The 25,895-nt window shown below is 59.2% G+C and carries 26 protein-coding genes and 1 tRNA gene; 10 read left to right on the top strand and 17 right to left on the bottom strand.

Going from position 1 to position 25,895, the window contains the following annotated elements; all coding sequences use genetic code 11:
- The first annotated feature begins 12 nt into the window (after nucleotides 1-12).
- Entirely contained in the window at nucleotides 13-963 is a 951-nt protein-coding gene (lipA, locus tag OOZ52_RS03375) for a lipoyl synthase (RefSeq protein WP_274697064.1), read from the top strand.
- Nucleotides 963-1,424 carry a type II toxin-antitoxin system RatA family toxin gene (locus tag OOZ52_RS03370; protein WP_274697063.1) on the top strand — a complete coding sequence of 154 codons (462 nt, stop codon included), beginning with the start codon at nucleotides 963-965 and terminating at the stop codon, nucleotides 1,422-1,424. The genes lipA and OOZ52_RS03370 overlap by 1 nt, the downstream gene beginning before the upstream one ends.
- Here the strand turns inward: OOZ52_RS03370 and OOZ52_RS03365 are convergent.
- Both OOZ52_RS03365 and OOZ52_RS03360 read right to left on the bottom strand, forming a co-directional pair.
- Nucleotides 1,385-1,882 carry a CinA family protein gene (locus OOZ52_RS03365; RefSeq protein WP_274697062.1) on the bottom strand — a complete coding sequence of 166 codons (498 nt, stop codon included), beginning with the start codon at nucleotides 1,880-1,882 and terminating at the stop codon, nucleotides 1,385-1,387. The genes OOZ52_RS03370 and OOZ52_RS03365 overlap by 40 nt on opposite strands.
- Nucleotides 1,879-3,045 (bottom strand): bifunctional 2-C-methyl-D-erythritol 4-phosphate cytidylyltransferase/2-C-methyl-D-erythritol 2,4-cyclodiphosphate synthase, encoded by a 1,167-nt coding sequence (locus OOZ52_RS03360; RefSeq protein WP_274697061.1) that lies wholly within the window; start codon nucleotides 3,043-3,045, stop codon nucleotides 1,879-1,881. Before OOZ52_RS03360 ends, OOZ52_RS03365 begins: the two co-directional genes overlap by 4 nt.
- Nucleotides 3,046-3,119: 74 nt before the next feature.
- Here OOZ52_RS03360 and dusB point away from each other — a divergent pair, with 74 nt between their 5' ends.
- The 7 genes from dusB to hflX all read left to right on the top strand — a co-directional run bounded on the left by dusB (nucleotide 3,120) and on the right by hflX (nucleotide 12,403).
- A complete protein-coding gene (gene dusB / locus OOZ52_RS03355) occupies nucleotides 3,120-4,142 on the top strand; it encodes a tRNA dihydrouridine synthase DusB (RefSeq protein ID WP_274697060.1) in 1,023 nt (340 codons plus the stop codon).
- Complete coding sequence (locus OOZ52_RS03350; RefSeq protein ID WP_342454925.1) at nucleotides 4,139-5,230, top strand: two-component system sensor histidine kinase NtrB; 1,092 nt, start codon at nucleotides 4,139-4,141, stop codon at nucleotides 5,228-5,230. The genes dusB and OOZ52_RS03350 overlap by 4 nt, the downstream gene beginning before the upstream one ends.
- On the top strand, nucleotides 5,227-6,636 hold the full coding sequence (locus tag OOZ52_RS03345; RefSeq protein WP_274697058.1) for a sigma 54-interacting transcriptional regulator: 1,410 nt from the start codon (nucleotides 5,227-5,229) through the stop codon (nucleotides 6,634-6,636). The genes OOZ52_RS03350 and OOZ52_RS03345 overlap by 4 nt, the downstream gene beginning before the upstream one ends.
- 145 nt (nucleotides 6,637-6,781) lie before the next feature.
- The gene (locus tag OOZ52_RS03340) at nucleotides 6,782-8,932 is read left to right on the top strand and encodes a sensor histidine kinase (RefSeq protein ID WP_274697057.1); all 2,151 of its coding nucleotides are present in this window, start codon (nucleotides 6,782-6,784) and stop codon (nucleotides 8,930-8,932) included.
- Nucleotides 8,933-8,948: 16 nt separating this feature from the next.
- Nucleotides 8,949-10,337: a nitrogen assimilation response regulator NtrX gene (ntrX, locus tag OOZ52_RS03335; protein WP_274697056.1), complete on the top strand. Its 1,389-nt coding sequence runs from the start codon at nucleotides 8,949-8,951 to the stop codon at nucleotides 10,335-10,337.
- A gap of 161 nt (nucleotides 10,338-10,498) precedes the next feature.
- Nucleotides 10,499-11,062, top strand: coding sequence for an RNA chaperone Hfq (hfq, locus tag OOZ52_RS03330; RefSeq protein ID WP_274697055.1), 564 nt, complete (start codon nucleotides 10,499-10,501; stop codon nucleotides 11,060-11,062).
- Between the two features lie 69 nt (nucleotides 11,063-11,131).
- Nucleotides 11,132-12,403 carry a GTPase HflX gene (hflX, locus tag OOZ52_RS03325; protein ID WP_274697054.1) on the top strand — a complete coding sequence of 424 codons (1,272 nt, stop codon included), beginning with the start codon at nucleotides 11,132-11,134 and terminating at the stop codon, nucleotides 12,401-12,403.
- Here hflX and mazG read toward each other — a convergent pair.
- The 10 genes from mazG to OOZ52_RS03275 all read right to left on the bottom strand — a co-directional run bounded on the left by mazG (nucleotide 12,400) and on the right by OOZ52_RS03275 (nucleotide 21,526).
- On the bottom strand, nucleotides 12,400-13,161 hold the full coding sequence (mazG, locus tag OOZ52_RS03320; protein WP_274697053.1) for a nucleoside triphosphate pyrophosphohydrolase: 762 nt from the start codon (nucleotides 13,159-13,161) through the stop codon (nucleotides 12,400-12,402). The genes hflX and mazG overlap by 4 nt on opposite strands.
- Before the next feature lie 135 nt (nucleotides 13,162-13,296).
- The gene (locus OOZ52_RS03315) at nucleotides 13,297-13,473 is read right to left on the bottom strand and encodes a hypothetical protein (RefSeq protein WP_274697052.1); all 177 of its coding nucleotides are present in this window, start codon (nucleotides 13,471-13,473) and stop codon (nucleotides 13,297-13,299) included.
- A 13-nt stretch (nucleotides 13,474-13,486) separates the two neighbouring features.
- Nucleotides 13,487-14,254: an MBL fold metallo-hydrolase gene (locus OOZ52_RS03310; RefSeq protein WP_274697051.1), complete on the bottom strand. Its 768-nt coding sequence runs from the start codon at nucleotides 14,252-14,254 to the stop codon at nucleotides 13,487-13,489.
- Entirely contained in the window at nucleotides 14,251-15,030 is a 780-nt protein-coding gene (locus OOZ52_RS03305) for a TatD family hydrolase (RefSeq protein WP_274697050.1), read from the bottom strand. The genes OOZ52_RS03310 and OOZ52_RS03305 overlap by 4 nt, the downstream gene beginning before the upstream one ends.
- Entirely contained in the window at nucleotides 15,030-16,586 is a 1,557-nt protein-coding gene (gene metG, locus OOZ52_RS03300) for a methionine--tRNA ligase (RefSeq protein ID WP_274697049.1), read from the bottom strand. Before metG ends, OOZ52_RS03305 begins: the two co-directional genes overlap by 1 nt.
- Nucleotides 16,587-16,598: 12 nt before the next feature.
- On the bottom strand, nucleotides 16,599-17,555 hold the full coding sequence (locus OOZ52_RS03295) for a DNA polymerase III subunit delta' (RefSeq protein WP_274697048.1): 957 nt from the start codon (nucleotides 17,553-17,555) through the stop codon (nucleotides 16,599-16,601).
- Nucleotides 17,552-18,187 (bottom strand): dTMP kinase, encoded by a 636-nt coding sequence (gene tmk / locus OOZ52_RS03290; protein ID WP_274697047.1) that lies wholly within the window; start codon nucleotides 18,185-18,187, stop codon nucleotides 17,552-17,554. The genes OOZ52_RS03295 and tmk overlap by 4 nt, the downstream gene beginning before the upstream one ends.
- A complete protein-coding gene (locus OOZ52_RS03285) occupies nucleotides 18,184-19,305 on the bottom strand; it encodes a D-alanyl-D-alanine carboxypeptidase family protein (protein WP_274697046.1) in 1,122 nt (373 codons plus the stop codon). The genes tmk and OOZ52_RS03285 overlap by 4 nt, the downstream gene beginning before the upstream one ends.
- Nucleotides 19,306-19,374: 69 nt before the next feature.
- Nucleotides 19,375-20,280, bottom strand: coding sequence for an SPOR domain-containing protein (locus OOZ52_RS03280; RefSeq protein WP_274697045.1), 906 nt, complete (start codon nucleotides 20,278-20,280; stop codon nucleotides 19,375-19,377).
- 211 nt (nucleotides 20,281-20,491) lie between these two features.
- Entirely contained in the window at nucleotides 20,492-21,526 is a 1,035-nt protein-coding gene (locus tag OOZ52_RS03275) for a lytic murein transglycosylase (protein WP_274697044.1), read from the bottom strand.
- Nucleotides 21,527-21,660: 134 nt separating this feature from the next.
- On the opposite strand from OOZ52_RS03275, the gene OOZ52_RS03270 reads away from it, so the two are divergent.
- Nucleotides 21,661-21,750 (top strand) — tRNA-Ser (locus OOZ52_RS03270).
- 54 nt (nucleotides 21,751-21,804) lie between these two features.
- Here OOZ52_RS03270 and OOZ52_RS03265 read toward each other — a convergent pair.
- From OOZ52_RS03265 to OOZ52_RS03245, 5 genes are all read right to left on the bottom strand, one after another.
- Nucleotides 21,805-22,161: a hypothetical protein gene (locus OOZ52_RS03265; RefSeq protein ID WP_274697043.1), complete on the bottom strand. Its 357-nt coding sequence runs from the start codon at nucleotides 22,159-22,161 to the stop codon at nucleotides 21,805-21,807.
- Nucleotides 22,162-22,262: 101 nt separating this feature from the next.
- Entirely contained in the window at nucleotides 22,263-22,991 is a 729-nt protein-coding gene (locus OOZ52_RS03260; protein WP_274697042.1) for a sulfotransferase-like domain-containing protein, read from the bottom strand.
- On the bottom strand, nucleotides 22,988-23,917 hold the full coding sequence (locus OOZ52_RS03255) for an aminotransferase class IV (protein ID WP_274697041.1): 930 nt from the start codon (nucleotides 23,915-23,917) through the stop codon (nucleotides 22,988-22,990). Before OOZ52_RS03255 ends, OOZ52_RS03260 begins: the two co-directional genes overlap by 4 nt.
- A 15-nt stretch (nucleotides 23,918-23,932) precedes the next feature.
- On the bottom strand, nucleotides 23,933-25,348 hold the full coding sequence (gene lpdA, locus OOZ52_RS03250) for a dihydrolipoyl dehydrogenase (RefSeq protein WP_274697040.1): 1,416 nt from the start codon (nucleotides 25,346-25,348) through the stop codon (nucleotides 23,933-23,935).
- A 174-nt stretch (nucleotides 25,349-25,522) separates the two neighbouring features.
- The gene (locus OOZ52_RS03245; RefSeq protein ID WP_274697039.1) at nucleotides 25,523-25,891 is read right to left on the bottom strand and encodes an acyl-CoA thioesterase; all 369 of its coding nucleotides are present in this window, start codon (nucleotides 25,889-25,891) and stop codon (nucleotides 25,523-25,525) included.
- Nucleotides 25,892-25,895: the final 4 nt, after the last annotated feature.

Raw genomic sequence — 25,895 nt, 5'->3', positions numbered from 1 at the left:
GTGGGCTGCGAAATGACTGATCTGTCCAATCCTCCGCAGCCCGAGGGCGAACGTCCGGCGCGTCAGCGTAAGCCGGACTGGATCCGTGTGAAAGCCCCCGTTTCGAAGGGCTATCACGAGACGCGCAAGCTCATGCGCGACCTCAATCTCAACACAGTCTGCGAAGAGGCTGCGTGCCCCAATATCGGCGAGTGCTGGACTAAGAAGCACGCCACCGTGATGATTCTGGGGGACGTCTGCACGCGTGCCTGTGCCTTTTGTAATGTGAAAACAGGCATGCCGCGCATTGTTGATCCGATGGAACCGGAAAACGTAGCGGTTGCTGCGGGCAAGATGGGGCTCGAACACATTGTCATCACCAGCGTTGATCGTGACGATCTTCCCGATGGCGGCGCGGGCCAGTTCGTGAAGGTGATCAAGGCGCTTCGCCGTGAGACGCCGGATACGACGATCGAAATCCTGACGCCCGATTTCCGCGGTAAGATGCGTCCTGCTGTCGAGGCGATTTGTGAGGCTGGACCAGACGTTTACAACCATAACCTCGAGACTGTGCCGCGCCTGTATCCGACGATCCGTCCCGGCGCTCGCTACTACGCTTCGCTGCGGCTGCTCGAGGAAGTGAAGAGCCATGATCCGATGATCTTTACAAAGTCCGGCATCATGCTTGGGCTGGGTGAGCAGCGGCTCGAAGTCCACCAGGTGATGGACGACATGCGCAGCGCTGACGTCGATTTCATGACGATGGGTCAGTATCTGCAGCCAACGCCAAAGCATGCGAACGTCGAGGAATTCGTCACGCCGAAGGCGTTCGATGCCTATGGTGCGATTGCGCGAGCGAAGGGCTTTCTGCAGGTTGCTTCAACTCCGCTCACGCGCTCCAGCTATCATGCGGGTGACGATTTCGCCGAAATGAAGGCTGCCCGCGAAGCCAAGCTGGCGAAAGCTGCTGCCAAGACCGCCTGATGCCTTCAATCCGCGAGACCCGGCAGCTTCCCTACACGGCCGAACAGATGTTCGACCTTGTTGCCGACGTGGACAAGTACCCCGAGTTCCTCCCGTGGGTTGTCGCAACACGTGTTCGCAAGGATAGCGACACAGAGATGACTGCCGACATGCTTGTCGGTTTCAAGGCGCTGCGAGAGAAGTTCACTTCGAAGGTAGTCAAAGATCGCCCGAACACGATCAACGTGCACTACGTCGATGGTCCTTTGCGCGATCTCGACAACAACTGGACTTTCCGCAACGTGGGTGAGGGGGCCTGCGAGATCGACTTCTGCGTCGACTTCACCTTTAAGAACCTCATGTTTGAAACGCTGGCTGGCCAGTATATCGACCGTGCCTTCCGCAAGATGGTAGCCGCGTTCGAGGCGCGTGCCGCCGACCTCTACGGCAGCAATAGCTCCAGCGCTACCAACGTTGCTTGACGCCGAACTCCGGCGCGATTCTCGCCTTCGAACAGACGCTCGTCAGCCATGGGTTCTTCCTCGCTGCGAATAGCCCGAGCGAAGACGACTGTGCCGACGGGCTTCAGGTCTGATCCACCACCGGGGCCAGCAATCCCGCTAATCGCTACGGCGACATCGGCATTGCTGCGATCAAGCGCGCCTTTCGCCATTGCGAATGCCGTGGCAATCGAGACAGCGCCAAACGCTTCGATGATATCCGAAGGCACGCCAAGATCGACCTGCTTCGCCTCGTTGGAATAGGTGACAAAGCTGCGATCCAGCACGGCAGAGCTGCCGGCTATCTCGGTTATAGCCGCGGCCACAAGCCCGCCGGTGCAACTTTCCGCGAGTACGATCTTGCGGCCAGCCTTGGTGTTTTCTTCGACAACCCGCTTGGCGAGTTTGAACACTTGTTCGGGGAGAATGCTTTCGCTCATGGGGCACTCGCCATCAATGTTGCCGCCGCCTGCGCAGCTATGCCTTCGCCGCGTCCGGTGAAACCGAGCTTCTCGGTTGTAGTCGCTTTGACGTTTACTTGGTTCGTTTCAAGACCAAGCAGTTCCGCAAGCCGTGTTCGCATGGCTTCGCGATGCGGGCCGATCTTCGGGGCTTCACAGATGAGCGTGAGGTCAACGTTACTGACTGCCCATCCGGCATCAGCAGCGACTTTGACGGCGTGTTCGACGAAGCGAGAGGAAGGCGCTCCCTTCCATTGCGGATCGCTTGGTGGAAAATGGTCTCCGATATCACCTTGCGCGCAGGCACCAAGGATTGCATCCACCACTGCGTGTAGGCCGACATCGGCGTCGCTGTGTCCGGCAAGGCCCTTGTCGTGATCGATCTTGATTCCGCACAGCCAGAGTTCTTCACCCTCGGCAAGCCGGTGGACGTCGAATCCGGTGCCCATGCGGAGCGCGGGGAAGGGGGCTTGTGGAGCCATAAAGTCCTCTGCGTAAGTCAGTTTCTTGAGCCGCTCGTCACCCACAACCAGCGCGACCTCTTTTCCTGCGGCAACGAGCACCTGTGCGTCGTCTCCGGCAGTGCTTTCGCCGATCCAAGCCCGGTGCGCCGCCATAATGGATCCATACCGGAATGCCTGGGGCGTTTGAACGCGACGCAGCTCATCACGTTTCGCATCGCCCGCCATACGATTGTTTTCTGCTCGGACCATGCTGTCGACCACCGGAAGCACGGGAATTGCTCCCTCATGCTCTTCCATGGCTGCGAGCAGGTGTTCAATCACCGGTTGGGGCAGGTCAGGTCTGGCAGCGTCATGGATCAGAACCGTGTCTGGCGTGGTTTCCTCCAGCGCTTCTAGTGCAATTCTGACGCTTTCTTGTCGCGTGGCTCCTCCGGTGATCAGTCGAACACTCGCAATCCCGCTGAGGCACGAGCTGGCAACTTCATCTGCGCCTTCGGGAATGGCGACAATGATTTCTGCTGCGCCAGCTGCGGCGAAGTGTTCCGCGGAATGGCGTACCACGGGCTTGCCATTCCAACCGGCAAATTGCTTCGGAATCGGCTGACCTGCGCGCAAGCCCTTGCCGGCAGCAACGATAATCGCAGAGAAAGGCGGGACTTGGCCCGAATTGCTATGCATGACGCAAAGCGCGCTAGCTGCTTGAGCCGCGCCCCGCAATCCACTATGCGGCTGCCTAAATATTAGGCACACATATGAGCGACACGCTGAATCCTCCTCCTCCACCGGTCACGCCGATCGAAGTTGGTCCGATCCGGATCGACTGCCCGGTCGTGCTTGCCCCGATGACGGGCGTGACGGATATGCCGTTCCGTCAACTGGTGCGACGCTATGGCAGCGGGCTCAATGTGACCGAGATGATCGCGAGCGAGGCTGCGATCCGCGAAACGCGCCAATCGATCCAGAAGGCGCGCTGGCACGAAAGCGAAGACCCTGTGTCGATGCAGCTCGTTGGCTGCGATCCGCAGAGTATGGCCGATGCTGCCAAGCTGAGCGAAGATCAGGGAGCGGCGATCATCGACATCAACTTTGGTTGCCCGGTGCGCAAGGTCGTAGGACAGTTCGCCGGCAGCGCGCTGATGCGGGAGGTTCCGCTCGCCACCAAGCTGATGGAAGCGACGGTAAAAGCTGTCGACGTCCCAGTTACGGTCAAGATGCGGATGGGCTGGGACCATGCAAGCCTCAACGCGCCTGAGCTCGCCCATATTGCTGAAGATCTGGGCGTGAAGCTTGTCACAGTTCACGGTCGAACGCGCAACCAGATGTACAAGGGCAACGCCGACTGGTCGTTCATCAAGTCTGTGAAAGACGCGGTCGATATTCCGGTCATCGTCAATGGTGATATCTGCTCCATCCCGGATGCTGCAAAAGCGCTCGAACAATCGGGTGCGGACGGCCTGATGATCGGACGCGGTGCCTACGGCAAACCGTGGCTACTCGGTCAGGTCATGCACTGGTGGCAGACCGGCGAAGTTCTCGAAAGCCCGAGCTTTGCCGAGCAGTATGAGACGCTGATCGAGCACTACAACGGAATGCTGGAGCATTACGGCGAGGATGTCGGCGTGAAGATCGCCCGCAAGCATCTGGGTTGGTATACCAAGGGTCTGCACGGCAGCGCTGACTTCCGCAACAAAGTCAATTTCATTGATGACGCCAATCAGGTTCGCGGTGAGCTTGAGCGCTTTTACGAGCCCTTTATCCGGCGACGCGCGGCGTGAACGAACAGGGTTCTGGCGTGCCAATCCCGCAGCCGGGACCGGGTGAACAGATTGCGGGGCTAAGCTTCGCGATGCTTCTCATTTCAGCAGACATGGGAATCAAAGAAGTGAATCCGGCGGGTGAAGTGCTTCTTGGCGCCAGTGCTCCGCGCCTGGTGGGGAAGAACTTGCTTGATGTCGTTCAGGTCGAGCAGCCCCGCTTGGCTGAAGAGCTGAGCAAACCGGATTCGCAGTTTGTGGCGCGTGGGCTCGATCTCGCAATCAACGATCAGCAGTGGCGAGGCAACATGACCGTATCCGCAATAGCTGCATTTCCCGGGTGGCGGGTCGTGACCCTGTCCGATGCCAGCCAGAGTGACCTGATGGAGGAGCTTGAACGGCTTCCCGCTCTGCGCGGACCAGCGGTGTTAGCTCACGAGATAAAGAATCCATTGGCAGCAATTCGGGGCGCCGCGCAGCTCTTGGAGCGCAAAGTTAGCAAGGCAGAGGCCTCCCTGACCGAGCTGGTGGTCAGCGAAGTCGATCGCATCGTACAGCTGCTCGATCGCATGCAGCGGCTAGGTCGCGAACAGGCCGAGCCATTAGCTCCTGTGAACCTGCACCAGTCCATTCACCAGGCATTGGCAACGGTAAAGCTGACATCGGAAGACGTTTTGTCATGGAAAGAGGAGTTTGACCCTTCGCTGCCCCCGGTTCTGGCCAGTGAGGGCGCTCTGGTGCAAGTCCTGGTCAACCTGTTGGCCAATGCACGCGACGCTGCCATGTCACATGCCGAGCCGCAGGTGCAGATTCATACAAGGTTTGTGAGCGGGCTCGTCACCAACGTGATCCGCCTCGGCCGACCGGTAAGGTTGGCGGTCGAGATCCGCATCAGCGATAACGGGCAGGGCATCGACCCAGCACTGCACGATCACATCTTCGAACCCTTTGTTTCGAGCAAGCCGAATGGGCAGGGGCTCGGTCTCGCGCTTGTTCAAAAGCTGGTTCGCGACATGCATGGCCGTGTGAGCCATGAGAGAGACGAGAAGGGCGGATGGACCCATTTCCGCATCCATCTGCCGATCGCCAACGCAAAGGACACTGCATGACACGCCGCGCGCTTCTGGTTGAAGATGACAACGCCATCGCCACCGTAATTCGTGCCGGGTTGGAGGCGGAGGGGTTCCATGTCGACGCCACCGACACGGTGCAGGGCAGGGATGATGCGCTGGCGGGTCAGACCTACGATGTGATGCTGACCGATGTCATGTTGCTTGATGGTGACGGGATCGAAACGCTTGGGCAGGTGCGTGATCTCTACCCCGAGCTTCCGATAATCATTCTGTCGGCGCAAAACACGCTCGACACCGCCGTGCGGGCAACCGAGCGCGGCGCGTTCGAATACTTCCCCAAGCCCTTTGATCTGGACGAAGTTCTGCGCGCGGCGGTGCAGGCATCCAATTCGAAGGGGAAGGGAGGCGAGGCTCCAGACCTACCGCCAGAGGGGCTGCCGCTCATCGGACGTAGTCCAGCAATGCAGGAGGTTTACCGCCTGATCACCCGCGTACTGAATAATGACCTGTCCGTGCTCGTTCTGGGTGAGAGCGGGACGGGAAAGGAGCTGGTGGCCGAGGCTATCCATCAGCTCGGCAGTCGCAAAACTGGCCCGTTCGTCGCCGTGAACGCTGCCGCTATCCCGCGCGAGCTGATCGAAAGCGAGCTATTCGGGCACGAGAAGGGTGCTTTCACCGGCGCGACCGCGCGCAATATCGGCAAGTTTGAAGCGGCGAATGGCGGCACGCTTTTCCTAGATGAAATCGGCGACATGCCTGCCGAGGCGCAGACCCGGTTACTCCGTGCCCTGCAGTCGGGCCGGATACGCCGTGTCGGGGGCAGTCAGGAAATCGCAGTCGATGTGCGCGTGATCGCGGCGACCAATAAGGATCTCGCCCCGATGATAGCGGATGGGAGCTTCCGTGAAGACCTCTACTACCGGCTGAACGTTGTCCCCATCCAGCTGCCTCCGTTGCGTGATCGCGCGACCGACATAGAGCCGTTGGCAAAGCATTTCCTTGCGGTCGCTTCGCAGGAGGGGCTGCCGTCACGGGTATTGTCGGCCGGCGCTGTCGACATTCTCGCTTCGCATATTTGGCGCGGGAACGTGCGCGAATTGCGCAACGTGATCTTTCGTGCGGCATTGCTTGCACGAGAGGATGTGATCGATGCACAGGCGTTGACTGGCCTCTTGAGTGATGGCCTCGATCCTACCGCCGCGAATAGCGAAGGATCGGTGGGAGAGGCCGTATCCCAATGGCTCGCGCGTCAAGATTTCGCCGAGGGTGAGCTTTATCACGGCGCACTGGCAGAGTTGGAACGTCCAGTTTTCCAGTACGCGCTCTCACGCACGAACGGCAATCAGCTGAAGGCCGCCCAATTGCTGGGTATCAATCGCAACACGCTGCGCAAGCGATTGCAGGATATGGATATCGATCCCGAGCAGTTCAGCGGCGGATGAGGACAAATCACCAGAAAGCCCTTGCAAAACTGCAACAGTGTTGTTGTAAGCTTGCAACGTGGCCAGCACGACTGCCCCTGATACGGTGAATTCCACCCAGAAGAGATCGCGCTGGTGGCGGCGCGCGCAGGTTGCTGGGCGGAAGATGAACCTGTTCCTTTGGCTTGAAGTGCTCTGCGTCATCACGCTCGTGGTGATGGCATTTACCGCCTACGTGACGATTGCGGCTCTTACGAACAGCATTGAGCTTATGCCGTCAGAGCAGGCCGCAGCGCTTCTACTTGGCACGCTTATTCCTGCGCTTGGTATTGTTGTGCTTTGGGGCCGTCGGATTGCGATTAAGAGGGCTGGGAGCGCAACCTCCCGTTTGCACGTGAACCTCGTCTTTTTCTTCTCACTCATCGCCGCGATTCCGACTCTATTCGTAGCGGTGTTTGCGTCGATTCTATTCCAGTCGGGCGTCGATTTTTGGTTTACTGGTAGCTCGCGGGGTGTGATCGAAGATGCGGGCGAGCTCGCCGAGCGCTACTATAACGATAATCAGCGCACAGTCGGCATGAATGCCGTGGCAATGTCCAGCGACGTGCGATTTTTCCTTGAAAGAATGTCGGTTGTAAGCCCGGAGTTCTACAATCAAGTCTTGCAACAAACCTATACGCGCGAATTGAGTGAAGCGAGTATCTATCGCCGATCACAAGATGGTGATGCGCGTTTGGTATTCATGCTGGATCCTGAGGATGACCGCGAACGTTTGCGTGTAACTCCCGAAGACATGGAAGCTCTTGACGAGGGTACGGCTTTTGTTGCTCGCGCGAACCTGGAGCAGATTGAAGCTATAACCCTATTGGACCGGGCGTCGGACGCGTATCTTTATGTAGCGCGAAATGCTCAACCTGAAGCGACGCGCCTCTACTTACAGGCCCAAGATACGGTCGAATCATATGCCGATTTTACCGACCGCGCCCGTGTCCTGCAGCTCCAATTCAATGTCGCCCTCTTCTTCGTCAGTCTCGCACTCGTCGGCATCGCTGTGTGGGCGGCTCTTCGCTTTGCTGACCGTCAGGTGAAGCCTCTTGCTGAACTTGCTGATGCAGCGGGAGAGATCGGCAGCGGTAACTATGCCATGCGTGTATCGGGCCGGATCGGAAAGCAGGACGAGATTGGCCTTCTCGGCCGTGCCTTCAACCGCATGTCCTCGCAGATCGAGCGGCAGACGGACGAATTGCTTGGTGCCAACCACCAGCTCGCCGAGCGCCGTGCGTTTATGGAAGCGGTGCTTGAGTCCATTACTGCGGGCATAATTTCGCTCGACGGGGAAGGGCGTATTGCGCTGATGAACAGCTCGGCACAGCAATTGCTGTTCGAGCAGGCGGATCACGACCTCGTTGGCGAGAAGCTGGGCGATGCTGTGCCGCAGCTGGCACAGCTGGTGAAAGACGGATCTCTCAGCGAAATCATCCAGTACAACCGTGGCACCGATCTTCTTACGCTCGCCGTGCAGCTCTCGCCTGCGACCGAGGGCATGGTGATTACCTTCGAGGATATCACCCGCCAGTTGCTCGACCAGCGACAGGCTGCCTGGTCGGACGTTGCGCGCCGTATCGCGCACGAAATCAAGAATCCGCTCACCCCGATCCAGCTCGCGACCGAGCGATTGAAGCGCCGCTATGGCAAGCAGATCGAGCAAGATAGCGAGCTGTTCGACGAGCTGACCGGTACGATCATCCGGCAGGTGGGTGACCTGCGCAAGATGGTGGACGAATTTTCAAGCTTTGCACGTTTGCCCAAGCCTGTTTTCCGGCAGGAAGACGCGGTTGATTTGGTGCGACAGGCATTGTTCCTGCAAGAGGTCGCGCACCCTGAGATCACCTATCGCTTTACCACCGACAGCGACGTTCCGCCCATCGAATGCGATCGGCACCAGCTTGGTCAGGCCATGACCAATGTTCTGAAGAATGCGGCGGAGGCCATCGACACACGCGGCCGCGATGCGGAACCGGATTGGCGTGGCAAGATCGCGCTCTCGGTCAGCATGAAAGGTGAATTCATGCAGATCGAAGTCGAAGATAATGGCGTGGGTCTGCCGCAAGGCGGGGTCAACGTGATCGAGCCTTACGTTACGACGCGGGAGAAGGGCACCGGGCTCGGCCTCGCTATCGTGAAAAAGATTGTCGAAGAACACGGCGGAGAACTCGCCTTCGCTGCGGGGAGCGAAGGTGAGGGTACCCGCGCAACACTCCGCTTCGCCGTTCATCCGGGTGATCACCTTGATGCGGCAGAGGCGGGCAATGATTGAGACAGGAGAATACTGAATGGCACTCGACATCCTCGTAGTCGATGACGAACGGGATATTCGTGATCTTGTGGCCGGCGTCCTGAGCGACGAAGGCTATGAGTGCCGTACCGCTGGCGACAGCGAGACAGCCATCGCGATGGTTGACGAGCGCCGCCCGAGCCTGGTGCTGCTTGACGTGTGGCTGCACGGCTCGCCGCGCGACGGGTTGGAAGTGCTCGATGCCATCAAGGCGCGCGAGCCCGGTCTACCTGTGCTGATATTCTCCGGCCACGGTAATATCGATACCGCGGTTTCCGCTGTCAGCCGCGGCGCGATGGACTTCATCGAAAAGCCGTTTGAGGCTGGAAAGCTGTTGCACCTCGTCGAGCGCGCTACCGAGACCGAAAGGTTGCGGCGCGAGAACGAACGTCTGCGCGAAGGCATGACGTCACCCGACGAGTTCACCGGTAACTCCTCGGCTATCAACAATGTTCGCGCGACGCTGAAGCGCGTCGCCAATACCGGAAGCCGGGTGCTGGTCAGCGGCCCGGCCGGAGCAGGCAAGGAAGTCGCCGCGCGGCTGCTGCATGCCTGGAGCCCGCGTGCAGACAAGGCCTTCGTATCGGTCAACTCGGCGCGCATAACGCCAGAGCGGTTCGAGCCGGAGCTTTTTGGCGAGGAAGCGGACGGCAAGCTTGTCCGCCCCGGTCTGCTCGAACTCGCGGACGGCGGAACGCTCTATCTCGATGAAGTCGCAGATATGCCGGAGAGCACACAGGCCCGCATCCTGCGTGTTCTCACCGATCAGAGCTTCGTGCGCGTAGGGGGCAACCGTCAGATCGGTGTTGATGTGCGCGTGGTCTCCTCCACCGCGAAGGATCTGCTCGCAGAAATCGAGGCGAAGCGGTTCCGCGAAGACCTGTTCTACCGGTTGAACGTGGTGCCCATTGAAATCCCGCCGCTGGCTGAGCGGCGCGATGACATTCCGGCCCTGGCCGAGCATTTCTTCACGCGATATGCGCGCGAACAGGGGCTTCATCCGCCATCTGTGGCGCCAGAGGCGATGGCTTCGCTGCAGGCCTATGACTGGCCAGGCAATGTGCGCCAGTTCCGCAATGTGATCGAGCGTACGGTCATCCTTGCGCCGCGCGAGGAGTTCGAGACGATTTCGCCCGAAATGTTGCCCGAAGAGATCACCGGTGCATCATCTGATAGCGGTTCGGGTATGACCAACCTGATGGGCGTACCTCTGCGTGAAGCGCGCGAGAGCTTCGAGCGCGAGTACCTGCGGATTCAGATTCGTCGCTTCTCGGGCAATATCTCAAAAACCGCGGGCTTTATCGGGATGGAGCGGTCTGCCTTGCACCGTAAGCTGAAGCTGCTCGGCATGAATGACCGGAACGAAAAGGCGGATTCGGGCGACTAGCTTGCACCCTTGCGCAATCAGGTTGCGACACCCAAATATCTGTCTCGAAGATTACATGTTTCTGTGTCATTCTGCACAGCACAATGGATCCGGTGTGAGAGCAATTCTTGCGCCTGACTGTGATCGGGGCACCGGTCACCAACAAAAATGGAGTCAGATCAATGGCCAAGGGTACCCTCTCCGCAAGGCCGCGTCCGGCAGTAGAGGAAGAGCAGGTTTCGACGAATACGGCGCCGAAAGTCGGCAATTTGCAAGACTTGTTCCTCAACCACCTGCGCAAAGAAAAAATGCCGGTCACCATGTTCCTGGTGAAAGGCGTGAAGCTGCAAGGCATCGTCACCTGGTTCGACAATTTCTCGATCCTGCTGCGCCGTGATGGCCAATCGCAGCTGGTATACAAACATGCCGTTTCCACCATCATGCCCAGCAACCCTGTAGACGCAGACAGCTTCGACACCGGCTTTGACGGAAATCGCAAGCAGCGTCTGTTGCAGGATATCTTCCTCAGTCGTGTGCGTGATGCAGCGGTTCAGGTGACGATGTTCCTCGTCAATGGCGTGATGCTGCAAGGCCGCATTGCCGCTTATGACCTGTTTTGCATGTTGCTCGAGCGTGAAGGCTATGTGCAGCTGGCTTACAAACACGCCGTCTCGACCATCCAGCCCGCCACCCACGTCGATCTGACCGACGACGGGTTTGGCGAGAGCGATGAAGACGAAGACTAAGGGCGAAGCAGCCTGATTGTAGATGACGACATCGAAGGCGAGGTCACACGCGGTGCGCGTGCCCTTGTCGTGTGCCCGGATATTCGCGGCCAGCGCAGTGGGGAAGACCCTGAAGCCCGGCTTGAAGAAGCGAAAGGCCTTGCGCTGGCGATCGGCATTGTCGTTGCAGAGGCCTTCATCCTCAACGTCCGCGATATCCGCCCTAACACCCTTTTCGGGGAAGGGCAGGTGCAGCGGATCAAGACCGATTGCGAATTGCACGAAGCCGAGCTGGTTATCGTGGATGGAGCGCTTACGCCGATCCAGCAGCGTAATCTGGAAGAGAAGATCGGCCGCAAGGTGATCGACCGCACAGGTCTGATTCTCGAAATATTCGGAGAACGAGCGGCAACGGCCGAAGGTCGCTTGCAGGTCGAACTTGCACACCTCGATTATCAGGCCAGCCGTCTGGTGCGCAGCTGGACCCACCTTGAACGTCAACGCGGTGGTTTCGGCTTCCTGGGTGGCCCGGGTGAGACGCAGATCGAGGCTGACCGCCGGATGATCCGCGATCGCATGGCAAAGCTGCGCCGTGAACTGGAGCAGGTACGCAAGACGCGCGAACTGCATCGCAAGCGACGGGGGAGGGCACCGTGGCCGGTTATTGCGCTCGTCGGCTATACGAATGCTGGAAAATCAACACTTTTCAATCGCTTGACGGGTGCTGACGTCATGGCGGAGGACTTGCTGTTCGCCACGCTTGATCCGACCATGCGCGCAATCGGCCTGCCCGGCGTGGAGAAGGCTATCCTGTCTGACACTGTGGGCTTCATCTCTGACTTGCCGACGCAACTCGTTGCCGCTTTCCGAGCGACACTGGAGGAGGTAACCGCCGCTGACATCGTCCTGCATGTCCGCGACATTGCCAATCCGGATAGCGCGCAGCAGAAGCGGCAAGTGCTTGCCGTTCTCCACGACCTTGGAGTGGTGGATGAGGCGGGGGAGGGCGTGGACGCCCCCGTACTCGAGGTATGGAACAAGTGGGATCTGCTCGATGAAGACGCTCGCGAGGAGCTAGGCTGCATCGCGGCATCGGACGACAGTGTTCTCGCGATTTCGGCCATTACCGGTGATGGTCTGGACAGCCTTCAGCAGCGGCTTGGCGCGGTTCTGACCGAGGGCGCCAAGACTTATGCGCTCGAAATTCTGGCAAGTGACGGCCAACGGATCGCCTGGCTCCATGCCAACGGAGAAGTTCTCGCCGAAGCGGATGCAGGTGAGGGTGAGGGCGGCCCGCTACGCCGGATAGAGGTTCGCTTGACCGATAAGGAATTCGGCCGTTTCGAGGCCTTGGGTTCCTAGCCCACGGTTCTTTTGGCGCGCTGCCAGTACTCTTCCTGCTCATCCAGAGACAGCGAAGCAAAGTTTTGGTGATCTGCCTTGGCAAGTTCCTCCATCGCGCGAAAACGACGTTCGAACTTGGCATTGGATGCTTTGAGCGCCTGCTCTGCATCCACGCCGTAACGCCGAATGATATTCACCGCGACGAACAGCACATCGCCGGCCTCCATTAGTTTCTCTTCTTCGGAAGCCTCATCCAGTTCTTGTAATTCTTCCAGCAGTTTATCGCGTGGACCTCGTGCATCTTCCCACTCGAAACCGACCCGTGCAGCGCGCTTTTGCAACTTCTCAGAGCGTAAGAGCGCCGGGAGTGCCTTTGCCACGCCATCCATCGCGCTGTCCGAGCCCGAAGACTTCCGTTCCGCTTCCTTCAGGTCTTCCCAGCGCTTTCCGTCCATTACACCGCCTTCGTCACCGAATATATGCGGGTGGCGCGCTTCCATCTTGTCCGAGATTGCCTTCGCGACGTCTTCAAAGGCGAAGTGGCCAGCTTCCTCAGCCATGCGTGCGTGGAAGACGACCTGCAGCAGCAGATCGCCAAGCTCGCCGCGCAGATCGTCCATATCGTCGCGCTCGATGGCGTCAGAGACTTCGTAGGCTTCCTCTAGAGTGTACGGCGCGATCGTTTCGAAGGTTTGCGCTACATCCCATTCGCAACCATGGTCAGGGTCGCGCAGGCGCGCCATGATGGAGAGCAGTCGATTGAGTTGTTCTGACATGATGGGGAGGTCGGATCTCTACGTCTATCGGGTTATAGATATTGGAATGATAATATATATTATGTTAAGTAATAGACATGCCATTTTGGGTTATCGGGCACTCTCCAGATCGGTCAAGCCTATGTAATGTCTACCTTACGTCAGCAGAGTGAAGAATACAGCGAGACCAGTGAAGATTGCTGCCCACGTCAGCGCCATGCGGATAGTTTTGGATGTGTCGACCTGGTAGGATCGATAGGCTCCAAGCACGAGCACCAGCCATCCGAGCGACGCGATGATCGATACCCATTGAACCGAACTCATGCTTTCCATGTTGCGGTCTCCTTCAAGCTACCAGTTGCATACCATCATAGCCGACAAGGACGTTTGTCGGCACCTCGGCACTCAAAGTCGCATAATCCATGCTCTTGTCGAGATGTGACAGCACTGCTTTGCGCGCTTTGCTCCGCTTGGCCAGCTTCAAGGCCATATCGAGATTGGCATGTGTCGGATGCGGTTCGCGTCGGAGGCAATCGGTTACAAGCACGTCCACATCCTTGAAGAAGCTCACCATCTTGTCAGTAACCTGACTAAAGTCTGTGGCATAACCTATTGATTTTTCGTCTGTATCGAACCGATAGGCAGTAGTTGTGATCGGGCCATGCGGCATTTCGAGTGTTTCTACGCCAAACCCGGCGAACATACGAAGGTTGCCAAGCGTATTGAGCTCTACGATGTTCGGGTACCCGTGCTCACCGGTGAAAACGTAGCTGAACCGCGGCTTCAGGCGTTTCACAGTCGCTTCAGAAGCAAATCCGGGTATTCCCGAGGTTCGGCCAAATCGCAGCGGCCGCAAGTCATCGATACCGTGGCAATGGTCCGCGTGGTCGTGTGTCCAGAATACCGCGTCTACCTTGTCGATATTGTTGCTGAGGAGTTGCTGCCTCAGATCGGGCGAGGTATCGACCAGCAGTCGGCTTCCCGCATTGCTTTCGACGATAATCGACACGCGAGTGCGGCGGTTTTTCGGATTGTTGGGGTCGCAAAGGCCCCAGTCATTGCCGATCCGCGGTACACCGGTACTTGTCCCGCAGCCGAGGACGATCAGCTTCACGCGGGGTTCGCTTTATTAAATAGTTTGAAGAAGTTGGCGGTTGTTGTTGCGCCAAGAGCTTCAACGCTGACACCACGCAGTTCGGCGACGAATTCGGCAGTGTTGCGCACAAATGCCGGCTCACCCGTTTTGCCGCGATGCGGTACGGGTGCCAGAAACGGGCTGTCGGTCTCTACCAACAGGTGATCATCAGGAATTTCCTTCGCGAATTCCTGCAGTTCGACGGCGTTTTTGAAGGTTACAATCCCTGAAAGCGAGATCGTGAGGCCCATGTTGAGCACGCGGCGACCAAATTCGGGCGAAGCGGTGAAGCAGTGGATTAGAGCGGGGAAGGCCCCCTTCCCCATCTCGTCTTCCAGGATGTCGCCAGTATCTTGGTCCGCATCGCGAGTATGGATCACCAGCGGCAGGCCAGTTTCGCGCGCGACACCGATGTGCATGCGGAACAAGTCCTGCTGCACCTGCCGGTCCGACTTATCATAATAATAGTCGAGCCCGCTTTCACCGAGTCCGATGACGCGCTCGTGCTGAGAGGCTTCGAGCAGGATATCACGGCCCAGGTCGGCGTGCTGGTCCGCCTCGTGCGGGTGAATACCGACAGTCGCCCAGACATCGCTCTCGCGCTCTGCAACGGCAATGACATCGCCCCACTCCCGCTCGCGGGTCGAGATATTGAGGAAGCCTTTAACGCCGGCTGCGCGTGCGCTGGCCAGAACTTCATCCTGTCGTTCGGCGAGGCCTTCGTAGACGAGGTGGCAGTGGCTATCGATCAGCACTACGCGCCCTCGCCCTCGTCCGCTTCGGGCAGTTCGAGCCGTGGGAAGAGACCTTGCGGCTTATCGAGGCAGAAATCGCTAGATGCCAGTTCTGTATACCAGTCAGTGTCAACAGCGCCCTCGCCCACGCCCATCGTGCTGCGTAGCTTGGCCATTGATCCCGGCATCACCGGGATAACGGCGGTGGCTAGCTGCGCAATGCAGACATAGAGCGTTGCCAGAACTGTCTTCATTCGATCAGGATCGGTCTTCTTGAGTGCCCAAGGAGCTTGCGCGTCGATATAGGCATTGCAAGCGAAGACGGCGCCCATCCAAGCCTCAAGGCCTTGCGCGAACGCAAGGCGCTCGAAAGCGTCTGGCAGATCGCTCTTGCAGACCGAATTCACTTGATCGAGAAGTTCGGCATCAGCGCCGGCTAGATCCGCCAGTAGCGGAAGGTCGCCTTCGCAGTTCTTGAAGATCAATGAAAGCGTACGCTGCGCCAGATTGCCGAAACTATTCGCAAGTTCCGAATTTGACCGATTTACAATAGCTTCATGGGAATAGCTTCCATCCTGCCCAAAGGAGAACTCGCGCAGCAGGAAGTATCGAAGCACGTCCACACCATAGAGATCGGCCAGCTCTGCCGGATCAGTCACATTGCCGAGTGATTTGCTTTCCTTTTGGCCCTTGTTGAGCAGGAAGCCGTGCGCAAAAACCTGCTTGGGCAACTCAATACCGGCGCTCATCAGGAAGGCGGGCCAGTAGACGGTATGGAAGCGGGTGATGTCCTTGCCGATCAGATGTAGGTCTGCCGGCCAGAACTTGCCCATGTTTTCGGTTTCTTCGGGGAAGCCAAGCCCGGTCAGGTAGTTCGTAAGCGCATCAACCCACACGTACATGACGTGATCTTCCGCGCCGGGCACTTTCACGCCCCAGTCGAAGCTGGTGCGGCTTACCGAGAGATCGCGCAGTCCACCTTCAACAAAGCGCATCACTTCGTTGCGCCGACTGTCAGGACGGATGAAATCTGGGTTTTCGTTGTAGAGCGCGAGCAGGGGCTCCTGATACTTTGACAGGCGGAAAAACCAGCTTTCCTCGACTGTCCACTCGACTGGTGTGCCTTGCGGGGAGAGCTTTTCGCCCCCCTCCCCTTCGACGAGTTCGCTCTGGTCGTAATAGGCTTCGTCACGGATCGAGTACCATCCCTCGTAACGATCCAGGTAGAGGTCACCATTCGCTTCCATCCGCCGCCAGATTTCCTGGCTCGCCGTGTGATGTACGTCCTCACTGGTGCGGATGAAACGGTCGTAGGAAATATCGAGCTTGTCGAACAGGTCGCGGAAATAGCCGGACATTTCATCCGCCAGCTCGCGCGGAGTGACACCCAGATCGCGCGCCTTTTGTGCCATCTTCAGACCGTGCTCGTCGGTACCCGTCTGGAAGCGCACATCACGGCCCATCTGGCGGTGGAAGCGTGCCAAAACGTCGGCAGCGATTGTCTCGTAGGCATGGCCGATGTGCGGCTTGCCGTTGGGATAGTGAATCGCGGTGGTAAGATAGAAAGGATCAGCCATTTGCGCGCATCCCTAGGCGGCGCTCCGTGAGGCTGCAAGCTTGCTGAGCAATGTCCCGATTTCCATGATCAAAAGACCAGCATCGAAATTGGCTGTGGGCGCCTGCGCGGCAAGCCGGACCAGCTCCTGATGCGTGTCTACCATGGCCGGGATATCTGCATGGGAAACATGGTCCATACGTTCGGCAACCACAGCCCTTGCCAGCTCGACAGCTGCCAGTTGCTTCTCGCGCTTCGGGCGCGCTCCCATCGCCGCAGCCAACTGGCCGCGCATGGCGAAGTCCGGATCGCCGTTGACCGCAATCTTTTGCATGAGCGTGTGAATTTTGCCGAGATCCAGCTCGACGAAATCTATGGCCGCGCCGGGAGAACCGCTCGCGGCGGCAATTGCAGCATCGCGCATTTCACCGCTGGCCTGCGGAGCTTCGCGTGCAAGTACTGCCTCCATATCGGCATCGGAAACGCGCGGAAACGACAGCACCCGGCAGCGCGAGCGGATCGTCGGCAACAGCCGCCCGATGCGGTGGGCAATCAGGAGGAAGAAGGTGCCCTCAGGAGGCTCCTCAAGACTCTTCAGAAGAGCGTTGGCAGTGGGAGCCTCCATATCGTCCGAAGGATCAATGATCACGGCACGGCGCGAACCAAGCGTTGGTCGCGTTGTCAGCCGTTGCTGGAGCTGCCTGATCTGTTCGATTTTGATATTGCGCGCGAGTTCAAACGGCTTTCCATCCGCTCGCTTTTTCGCCTCGGTATCATTCTTTGGAGGATGCGAGATGTAGAGCACATCTGGGTGGTCACCTTCCGGCTGCGATATGCCCTCTTCGGCGACCAGTTCACGCGCGGCGGCCAAAGCGAAGGCCGACTTGCCAACACCTTTGCGCCCCGAAAGAATCCATCCGTGATGCATCCGTTCGCCCGATAGCGCGCGGCGCCACTCGGCCCAGGCGTCATCGTGGCCGATATAGCTCACCCGCCTTCTCCTAGCAGCGGAGCTATGGCGCGGAGAATGCGCTCATGAACATCTGTGGGGGAACCTGCTGCATCGATGATCACAAACCGCTCAGGATCCATCACCGCAAGATCTCGGAAGCGCTGTGCCACGCGGGCGTGATACTCGGGAGATCGCCCACCTATCCGGTCCGAATTGTCACCGTCGCGAGCAGTCAGCCTTTCAGCGACCTCGGCATCATCGGCCTGAAGCAGGAACGTGATGTCTGGCATCAGAGCGTGCGAACCGATGGTGTGCAACGAAAGGATCGCATCGTCCGACAGGTCATCCCCGCCGGCCTGATAGGCGCGGGAGGAATCAATGAAGCGGTCGCATACGACCCATTCGCCTGCGTCAAGCGCTGGGCGGATGGCGTGGTCGACATGGTCCGACCGTGCGGCGGCGAACAGCAGGGCTTCGGCTGCGGCGTCCCAATCGTACTGCTTGTCTAGCAGCAGTGCACGGATGGCTTCGGCACCAGGTGTACCGCCGGGCTCGCGTGTTTGCAGGACAGCCAGGCCACGGGCCTGTAGCAGTGCTGTAAGCATGGATGCCTGCGTTGACTTGCCAACGCCTTCCCCGCCTTCAAAGCTGATAAATCGTCCGCGAGTCATCCGATCCAGCTCCCGAATGCGTTAGAAATCCGCTCTAAAACGTTGGCCTCTTCCACGTCGGCTGCCGCTAGCAGAGGCGCTTCCAGTGCTATCTCTCCATCCACAGACAGTCGCAACCTTGCTACTATCTCTCCTGCTGCAACAGGTGCCTCAATCGGGCCGCGATAGACTATGGCAACGTCCCAGCGCTCAGGCGTGCTGCCTACTGGAAGGGCCACGGCGAAATCGTGTTCCAGACGCAGATTTACACGCTGCGCGCTGCCATCCTGCACTTCGGCCGATCCGATAATCGCGCCTGCCTCGGCCAGCGTTGCCCGTTCGAAGTTTGCAAAACCCCATTCGAGAAGAGCGCGTGCCGCGTCATCGCGAATTTCCGTTGTCGGTGCACTGGCAAGCACCATGACAAGCCTGTGATCGTTGCGTTCGGCGGAACCGAGGAAAGTAAAACCGGCTTCGTTCGTGTAGCCCGTCTTCATCCCGTCGGCACCTTCCACGCGGCCTGTTACAGGGTCATGATTGGACTGCGTGATGTCTCGCCAGCGCAAAGTGCGGTGCCCGAAATAGCGTCGATAGAGGCCGGGATAACGCTGCGTTATCGCTTGCCCCAGGAGCGCAAGATCGCTCGCAGTGGTGTAGGTTTGGCCGCCATCGGGAAAGCCATTGGCGGACCCGAAATGTGTATTGCGCATACCAAGCTCTTGCGCATTGGCATTCATCAGCGCGATCCAGTCTTCAAGCGACCCAGTCGCGGCAATCGCCAATGCAACACTGGCATCGTTGCCCGATACGGTTGTGATGCCGAGCAGCAGCTGCGCGATTGTGGGTCGCTCTCCTGCACGCAGGAACATGTTAGAACCCTCGGCATACCACTCCTCTTCAAGCGCTGCGCTGTAGAGGAAAGGCATGTCCAGTCGCAATTCACCCTCCTCCACCAGCTTGAAAGCGGTGTAGGCGGTCATAACCTTGGTGACGGAGGCGGGCACGAAACGACGATCTGCCTCGCGCGAAAACAGGGTTTGGCCGGTGGATAGGTCAACCAGCAGCCCGACGGGTATCTCCTCTGGAACCGGCGCATCTGCTGATGCAACAGGCGTTGCCGGCAACAATGCCGCCGCCATTGCCAGTGCTGTTGCTGTCAGTCGATGCACGCCCATCTGCCACACTGCGCGGCAGAGGGTAGATTGACCCTAACCGCCGTCTAGGATTCGGGCATCGCTATAACCCGCGCGCCGGACATTGGCGAGGCTCGCCTCGGCTTCTCCACGGGTTGCAAACGGACCGGTACGGACGCGCCAGTAGCGGCCTGCCTGCATTACGAAGCCATCAAGTGTCCCAGCAACCCGGTCAGCACGTTCCTCTGTCGAGAAGGCAGCTGCCTGGACGACAAATCGGCCCTGGGCGGGTTGCGTGGCCGGCACTGTCTCTGGCGCTGGTGTGGCATTGGCGTCATCTGCAGGCGCAGACCTCTCGCCAAATGCCGCGGCAAAGGCTCCTGCTGCCGGTGTCGGACTGGTTGCGACCGGTCGTGGTCCATCGAGCGGTGGCAATGCGGGCGGGCCCTCTGTCGTCTCGCTTGCAGAGGCGCGGGCAGCCGGTGCTTGGGCCAAGGCAGGCAATTCTTGTTGTATCGGCACCGTATTCGCGGGCGGCGCCTCAACGGTGGATGCAGCAACGTCGACCGCTTGGATAGTGTTACCGGACTCCGACACAGCACGGTTTGTATTCAGTGAAGCGGTGCCCGTTTCGGGCAAACGACGCTGTAGAACTGTCAAAAGCGACGCCGGTGTATCCATACGAAGAGGTGCCGCTTCGCCCGCGCGCAACAGGAAACGATGTTCCTCTGGCGGATTCACGCGGCGCACACGAACTGGTGTGTCTGGCGTCGCGCCCAGTTGAGTCAGCGCGGCGGGCGAAAGTGCAAGCAGATCGTTGCTGTTCATCGGTCCGCGACGCTCCAGACGGACAAGTATGGTCCGACCGGTTTCGAGCGAGGTGACCTCGACGTAGCTCGGCAATGGCAGCGTGTGATGCGAACCGGAATAGCCCGTGGCTCCGGCATCCAACGCCAGATAACCGACATGGTCATAGTTCATTACGTCAGCAGGCTCATACTCTGTCCCGTTGACGAAATAAGGCTGTCCTATGGTTATCGGATAGTCCGCACTCGGCCCGTTTGCACGCTGGGCAGGCGGTACAACCGTTAAGGACGAATCACCTGATCCACCCGAAACCGTTCCGCATGCCGAGAGCCCGGCGACTAGTGCAAGTGTGGCTACGCCTTTGGAAAGGCGTGCAATTCTGTTCTTATCTGGCGATCTCATCTGCAAGTAACCCCACGCTCATCGCGTAATAGTTCGAGCAGTTATATTCGAGGATAACCCTATAATTCTGAGTTAAGAGGTAGCCGGGTTCTGCCGGACCGTCCGGTTCGAACAGCGAAGCCATGACGTCATCGGCAATCGGTGCACGCGGTTCGACACCCCTTTCACGCCATTCGCGCACCGTCATCCAGCGGCTGTGACGACCGTGTACACGCGGACAAACAGGCGCGGCGGTGTGGTTCTCGATATCGGTGCGATCAACGCTGTTGGGGACATAGGCGCGCACCGCCCAGGGCTGACCTGTTCGCCATCCGGCATCGCGGAAATAATTAGCGATTGAATGGACGGTGTCGGCATCCGAATTCCAGACATCGCGGTCTCCGTCACCGTCTCCATCGACTGCGAGGCGAAGGTATACGCTCGGCAGGAACTGGCCATTGCCGAATGCACCCGCCCAGCTGCCTTCGAGCTGCGAACGCGGAACACCCATGTCGACCATCTTTAGCACGTCGATCAACTCAGGCTCGAACAACGCGCGGCGGCGGCCATCCCATGCAAGCGTGGCCAGCGAGCGCGGCAGATCGAACCCGCCCATAACCGCGCCATAGGCGGTCTCATGCCCCCATATCGCGACGATGATTTCTGCGGGAACACCATATTCGCGCTCGATCTCGGCAGCGAGCGGACCGATGCGTGAAAGTGTGCGGTGCCCGCCGCTGATCCGCGAGCTGCTGTTGTGCCGACGGATATAGCTGCTCATCCACGCGAAGCCTGTCGCCGGATTGACGTTCCCTCCAGAGCCGGCCTGCTCGCGATCAAGTTCCAGTACTCGTGCGTGCGGGGTTAAGCCGGCGAAGACGCGGTCGATAGTGGCTTGGCTGACACCTTCCGCCCTCGCCCGTTCGGCAACATCGTCCAGATAGCTGTCGAATGACTGGTTCTGCGCCTGAGCAGGTCCGGTGGCGAGCAAGCAGGCGGAAATGGCGATGCCGAGATGGCGGAGGGATTTGGTGATCATGCTTCCACTCTATGACAGCATTGGCGTGCTTGGGAATCCCCTGTTTTCACGGTTGCGCCCAGTTGAGTCGATTGTGCGGCAGAATGCATGGGTGACAAGCCATGATAAACGCGCTAGCTGGCCTTCGCTCGGTCGGATGGGTGGCAGAGCGGTTGAATGCACCGGTCTTGAAAACCGGCAAGGGTGCAAGCCCTTCGTGGGTTCGAATCCCACCCCATCCGCCAGCAGACCTCCCGCCTTTTTGGGGCAGGAGGTCTGTGCGCTGGGTTTCTCCTGACTCAGTCTTCGAACGTGACGGTACCCGTAACAGTCGCGCGGTAGCCACGCTCAGCCATTTCGCGGGTGTAGTCCATGCGGTTATCGCGCAGTTCGTGGGCATATTCTTCCCAGGCATCGCGCATATCCTCGATGTCGCTCGCTCGGCGCAGGTCGGAATAGAGCTCTTCCTGCGTTTCGACTACGTTGATACGGTAATCGAACCAGAACGAGTTGTAGATACCGGCAATCGGCTGCTGCAGAATGCGGGCTTCTTCCTCCATCGCCAGTTGCTCTTCGTACAGCTTGGGGGCGTTGGCATTGGCGGCGCTGCCGATAGTGAGCGCGGCAACGGCGGCGGTGATTGCAAAAGTCTTCATGTGGCGTCTCCTAGATAATTGAATTCCGGCCCCGATGGCCGTTTCAACAGGAGAACGAGTGGGCTGTCGCGTTTAATCCATTCTGTAGGAAAGATTATCCGTCACGCAGTAATAGTGTGCTCGGCGAGTGCTTCAAAATCAGCTCTGCAAGCATCGGCAACCTCGGCATACGCGCCGTCCAATTCGGGCATTTCCCCGAGGGGAGGACCAAAGCCGGTCGACACATTGACCTTGTCGTACCAATGGGCTCCCCAGATCCCGTCATCCGGATGCGGCCCTTTGTCCCAGGAAAGCATCACGGGGTCCCATGCAATGCCAAGCCCCTCACACAGCTTTTCCAGCACGCCAGAAGGATTAGCGAGAATTGCATCGCTATCGACAACTGGCGGGATCGAGCCGCTACGCTCCCGCTCCAGTTCAAAGTATGAGCGCATCTGCGCAAAGCCGAGCATTTCGGCACGGCGCAGCTCGTTCTTCTTACGGTAACTGGCCACAACGCGACGCGGATCGCGGATCAGAAACGCATGGCGATGATCGGGCATGTCCGCAATGCTGACCGGACCGACCATGTGGTGCGGCATGTGCTTCTGATACCAGAGTGCCCTGGCATCTGGTGCCTCGCCGGACTGGGCTGCCAGTACGCTTTGCCAGTCGCAATCCATGTCAGCGATGGTTTCAGCGCCCATCGGATGCTGCTCTCCGCTATTCTTCAGGAACGCGCCGTAGAACGGCTCATCCGAGACAGCACAGTCTGCGCGCGCGCCGAAGCTGCGCATCATCGCGGTCGAGATGTTACGCGGTCCCGACCACATGGCGATACAGATAGTCATGGTCGTCCCCTGCCCTGTACGTCACCTGCTAGCCGCGCGAGGTAGAGCTGCTGCAGCCGTTCCACCATGGGCCCGCGTTCTGTGCCAAGCACGCGTCCGTCTACCGTTCCAACCGGAGCCACGCCGGCGAACGTGCCGGTAGTGAAGGCTTCGTCCGCGCCGTAGACATGGGTGAGCGAGAAGTTGCGTTCGTGTACCGTGATGCCCGCCTCACGCGCCACGCTGATCACCGTCCCACGCGTGATACCGTCAAGGCAGTAGTCGCCGCTCGAGGTCCAGATCTCGCCATCTTTAGCGATGAAGAAGTGGGTCGAGTTACACGTTGCCACGAAGCCATGCGGATCGAGCATCAGCGCCTCGTCTGCGCCCGCTTGTGCTGCCTGGATACATGCGGTGATGCAGTTGAGCTTACTGTGCGAGTTCAGCATTGGGTCCTGCACATCGGGATAGCCGCGCCGGACATGGACGGTGAACAGATCGAGCATCCGCGTCGCGGTTTCGGGTGCAGCCTCTTTCCATTCGGGGACGATCACGATGGTTGCAGGGCTGATTACCACGCGCGGATCTTGATAGGGCGTTGAGCGCACACCGCGCGTACACATCAGCCGCAGATGCACGCCATCACCGGTCATGCCATTGGCATCGAGTACCGCGTAGAGCCGCGCCTCCAGCTCCTCCCGCGTGACGCCGAGATCCATGTGGATCGCCTTCGCCCCGCGCCACAGGCGATCGAAGTGCTGGTCGAGGAAGGCGAACCGGCCCTCGTGCAGCCGCAACCCTTCCCACACCCCATCACCCAGCATGAAGCCGGAGTCGAAGACGCTGACCTTCGCTTCGTCACGCGCAAAATGCTCGCCATTCACACAGATCACGATGTCCGCATTGCGTGGATCGGGAACGTAGGAGTGGGTGCCCTTGCCTTCCATACTATTTCCTCTCGATCAGATGTGCAGCGCCCGTCCGTACGCTCCCAAGACCGCCTCGTGCATGGACTCACTGATCGTTGGGTGCGGGAAGACTGTGTTCATCAGCTCCGCCTCCGTCGTCTCCAGCGTCATGCCGATAGTGTAGCCCTGGATCATTTCGGTTACTTCCGCGCCGACCATGTGCGCGCCGAGCAGCTCGCCGGTCTTTGCGTCGAACACCGTCTTGGTGAAGCCCTCGGCCTCGCCCAGTGCAATGGCCTTGCCGTTGCCGATGAAAGGGAACACGCCGACCTTCACCTCGTGGCCGGCTTCCTTCGCCTTGGCTTCGGTCATGCCCACGCTGGCGATTTGCGGGTGGCAGTAGGTGCAGCCCGGGATCGCAGAGCGGTTGAGCGGGTGCGGGTGCACTTCCTTGTTGCCCAGCTCCTGCGCGATGGCCTCTGCGGTGGTAACACCTTCGTGCGACGCCTTGTGCGCCAGCCACGGGCCCGGTGTGCAGTCGCCGATGGCCCACAGGCCCTTCGATTTGGTGCGTCCGTACGGGTCGATCTGGATGAACCCGCGATCGAGCTCGGCCAGCTTGTCGATACCGATGTTCTCGGTGTTGGGCATGATGCCGATGGCGGTAATGCAGTGGGTGTACTCGTTCGTGTGGACCTTGCCGTCCTTGTCCTTGATCTTCGCGGTTACGCCCTTGCCGGTCACCTTCAGGTCCTCGACCCCCGCGCCGGTCATGATGGTCATGCCCTGCTTGGTGAGGCTCTTCTGAAGGAAGGCAGAGACCTCGTGGTCTTCGACCGGCACGATGCGGTCGAGCATCTCGACCACGGTCACATCGGCGCCCATGTCGTTGTAGAAGCTGGCGAACTCGATGCCGATGGCACCCGATCCGATGACAAGCAGCCTCTTGGGCATTTCGGGCGGGGTCATGGCGGTGCGGTAGGTCCACACCTTCTTGCCGTCTGCCGGAGCGAAGGGGAGGTCGCGCGCGCGCGCGCCGGTGGCGACGATCACGTGCTTGGCGGAGAGCTTCTCTTCACCCTTCTCGCCTTTTACCGTCAGGCTGGTGGGGCTGGTCAGTGTGCCCTCGCCCATATGCACGGTGATCTTGTTCTTCTTCATCAAGTGCGCGATGCCGCTGGAGAGCTGCTTGGCAACGCCGCGACTACGCTTCACCACTGCCTCAAGGTCCGCCTCGATAGCGCCCGCGATCTTCAGACCGTAATCCTTGGCGTGCTGGGCATAGTGCAGGATCTCTGCCGAACGCAGCAGCGCCTTGGTCGGAATGCAGCCCCAGTTGAGGCAGATACCGCCCAGGTTCTCGCGTTCCACAATCGCGGTCTTGAGCCCGAGCTGCGCGCAGCGGATTGCCGCGACATAGCCGCCGGGGCCGGAACCGAGTACGATGACGTCGTAGGAGTTGTCAGACATGGTATGTCCTGTTTTCAATGGTTTGCTGTTCAAGGTGTGACAGGCGTGACAGTGTCCAAGGGAGGAATTTCTCCGGGGCTGATTTCACGCCTGGAATTGCGTTTGCGGACGAGACGAAAGGGCTGTTCATACAGCCCATATCGCGCGGCGTTGCAGTTGTAGGAAAGCGTACAATCATGCTGCATCCACCGGGCGGGGCTTATTGCTTTCATCCACCGCAACGAAGGTGAACTTGGCGGAGGTGACGAGCTCTTCTTCTTCCGAATGGCGCTCGCGTCGATAGGCATCGGTGGCGATCACCATGCTGGTGCGGCCGACCTTGGTGATCTCGGCATAGACGGAGACTTCGTCCCCCACCTTCACCGGTTTGTGGAACTCGACCGCATCCATCGCGACTGTTACCGCCCTGCCCTTCGCGCGGCGAGCAGCGACAAGGCCTGCGGCGGAGTCCATCAGGCTCATCAGCCAGCCGCCGAAAATGTCGCCGTATGCGTTGGCATCGGCAGGCATGGCGGTGACGCGGATGGCTGGGTTGCGGCTCATCGTG

The organism is Aurantiacibacter sp. D1-12 (assembly GCF_028858515.1).
Taxonomy (GTDB): Bacteria; Pseudomonadota; Alphaproteobacteria; order Sphingomonadales; family Sphingomonadaceae; genus Alteraurantiacibacter.
This window is presented reverse-complemented; position numbering and strand designations above follow the sequence as displayed.